This is a genomic window from Vaccinium witches'-broom phytoplasma str. VAC (assembly GCF_000309405.1).
Classification (GTDB): Bacteria; Bacillota_I; Bacilli_A; order Acholeplasmatales; family Acholeplasmataceae; genus Phytoplasma.
Map to the genome: position 1 here is coordinate 1 of NZ_AKIN01000060.1, position 1,957 is coordinate 1,957.

The 1,957-nt window shown below is 28.3% G+C and carries 1 protein-coding gene and 1 pseudogene; both read left to right on the top strand.

The window, feature by feature from the left end:
- Positions 1-1,460 (top strand): replicative DNA helicase (locus tag RI68_RS01685; RefSeq protein WP_017193528.1); only part of this gene is annotated, 1,460 nt, incomplete at its 5' end.
- A gap of 24 nt (positions 1,461-1,484) precedes the next feature.
- Positions 1,485-1,957 (top strand): annotated as a pseudogene (locus RI68_RS01690) (toprim domain-containing protein); the annotation flags it as partial.

Genomic DNA, 1,957 nt, shown 5'->3' on the forward strand with positions numbered 1-1,957 from the left:
TAAATTATATCGAACAAGGCCAATGGGAAAAGTTAAACTTTTACTACCAAATAATCAAACCCCAAAATCTACTCGACTCCCAAAATACAAAAATATTTACAGCTTTAAAATATTTATTTTTAGAAAAACAAACAACTCATCCTTGGGATAAAATAAAATCTCAAACTGATATCATCAAAGAGTTATTAACATATTTACAAACTAATTTCCAACAAGATAACTTTACCAAAGAATCATTATCTTTTTTAAATAATGATTTTAGTAAGGAAAATAACCTTGATTTCTTAGATAACTTAAAACACACCTATACCCAAGAAAAACTGTTCCAACAACTCTTAAAAATTATTAGTCCTTCTTTTGAAACCCAAGATCCTTACACTAAAAACTTATATTACCAAGAAATCTTTGATAAATTAAGAAATTTTATCTCTTTAATCCCCCACCAAAATGATAAAACACACTTTACTTTAAACCAAATGGCCTCTTTACATCCTGAATTTTTTGACACCGATAATCAAGCAAAACAAAAAATCCAAGACGAATATTACCGCTTATCAGAAATTTTTAAAGGACTCAACCAATCCACTAAAGGATTAAAAAAAGGCCAAATCATCACTATTGGGGGGTATACCGGTTTGGGAAAAACAACTTTTGTCTACAACCTTCTTTTAGATATCGCCAAAACTAAACACCAAGAAAGCTCTCATTATCCTCATATTTTGGTATTTTCTTATGAAATGACAATGGAGGAAAATTTAAGTCGTTTATTAGCCCACCAAACTCAAATTCCCTTAGATGTTATTTTAGATAAAAATTTTGAAGATGACAATATCACACCTCTCAAATACACGGAAAGGATGAAAATAGCAAAACAATTTTTTGCCAACATAAATTTATCATTTAGTTATGATAAAAGCAAAAATATTGATTATATCATTGATTTAGTTTATCGCCTTTATTTAGAAAAACAAGTAGAAATGATCGTTATTGACCATCTCCAAATTACTAAAGCTAGTAATCATTTAGAAAACGACCGTTTAGCTATTGACGAAATTATGACTAAACTCAAACAATTAGCCATGGAATTAAACATTGTTATTATCATTCTCTCTCAATTTTCAAGAGATACATACAGTAATTACCAAGGAAAATCCCCTGAAATCACCGCTTTAAAAGGAAGTGGTGGCATCGAAACTAACTCCGATATCGTCTTAATGATGTCTGAATTTAGACCAAAACTAGCCAAAGACCAAGAAAAACCTTTAAATATTTATAATTCAACCTTAAATCAACTCTATTTAGAATCTGATGACAATGAAAATCAAAAAATAATCGAAGTATGTATCAAAAAAAATAGAAGTGGCACCAAAAAAACCTTAATTTATCACTTCGAAATGACCACCCAAACATTTCAAGAAATCGGTTATGTTTTACCTTATCAAATAGAAACTTATTATTAATCAAAAAAATAGGAGTTAAAATAAATGAATTATCAAGACAAAATTAACCACATTAAAACTAATTTCCCTATGATTGTTTTATTAAAAAAATTAAAAATTTTACCCCCAAACTTCAACACCAAATATCGTTTCCCTTGTCCCATCCATCAAGGAAACAACCCAACTTGTTGCCATTTAACTTCAGATAATAAAATTCACTGTTGGAAATGTTGTAAAGATTACGATATTATTGATGTTTATATGGAAATAAGAGGAATTAAAACCTTCAACAACGCCCTTGAAAAAATAAATAACTTTATGAAAACTCAAGAATTTAAAAACTTAATCCAACAACAAACTTCAACCCCTAATATTTCTTACAAACCTTTTAAATATCAATTCCACCCCAATAAAATCAACAACCCAATTGATGACAAAGAAATTAACGCTACAAAAACACAATTATTTAAAGAAATATCACCTTTATTTAACCAAATTAGAGATTATTATCATTATTT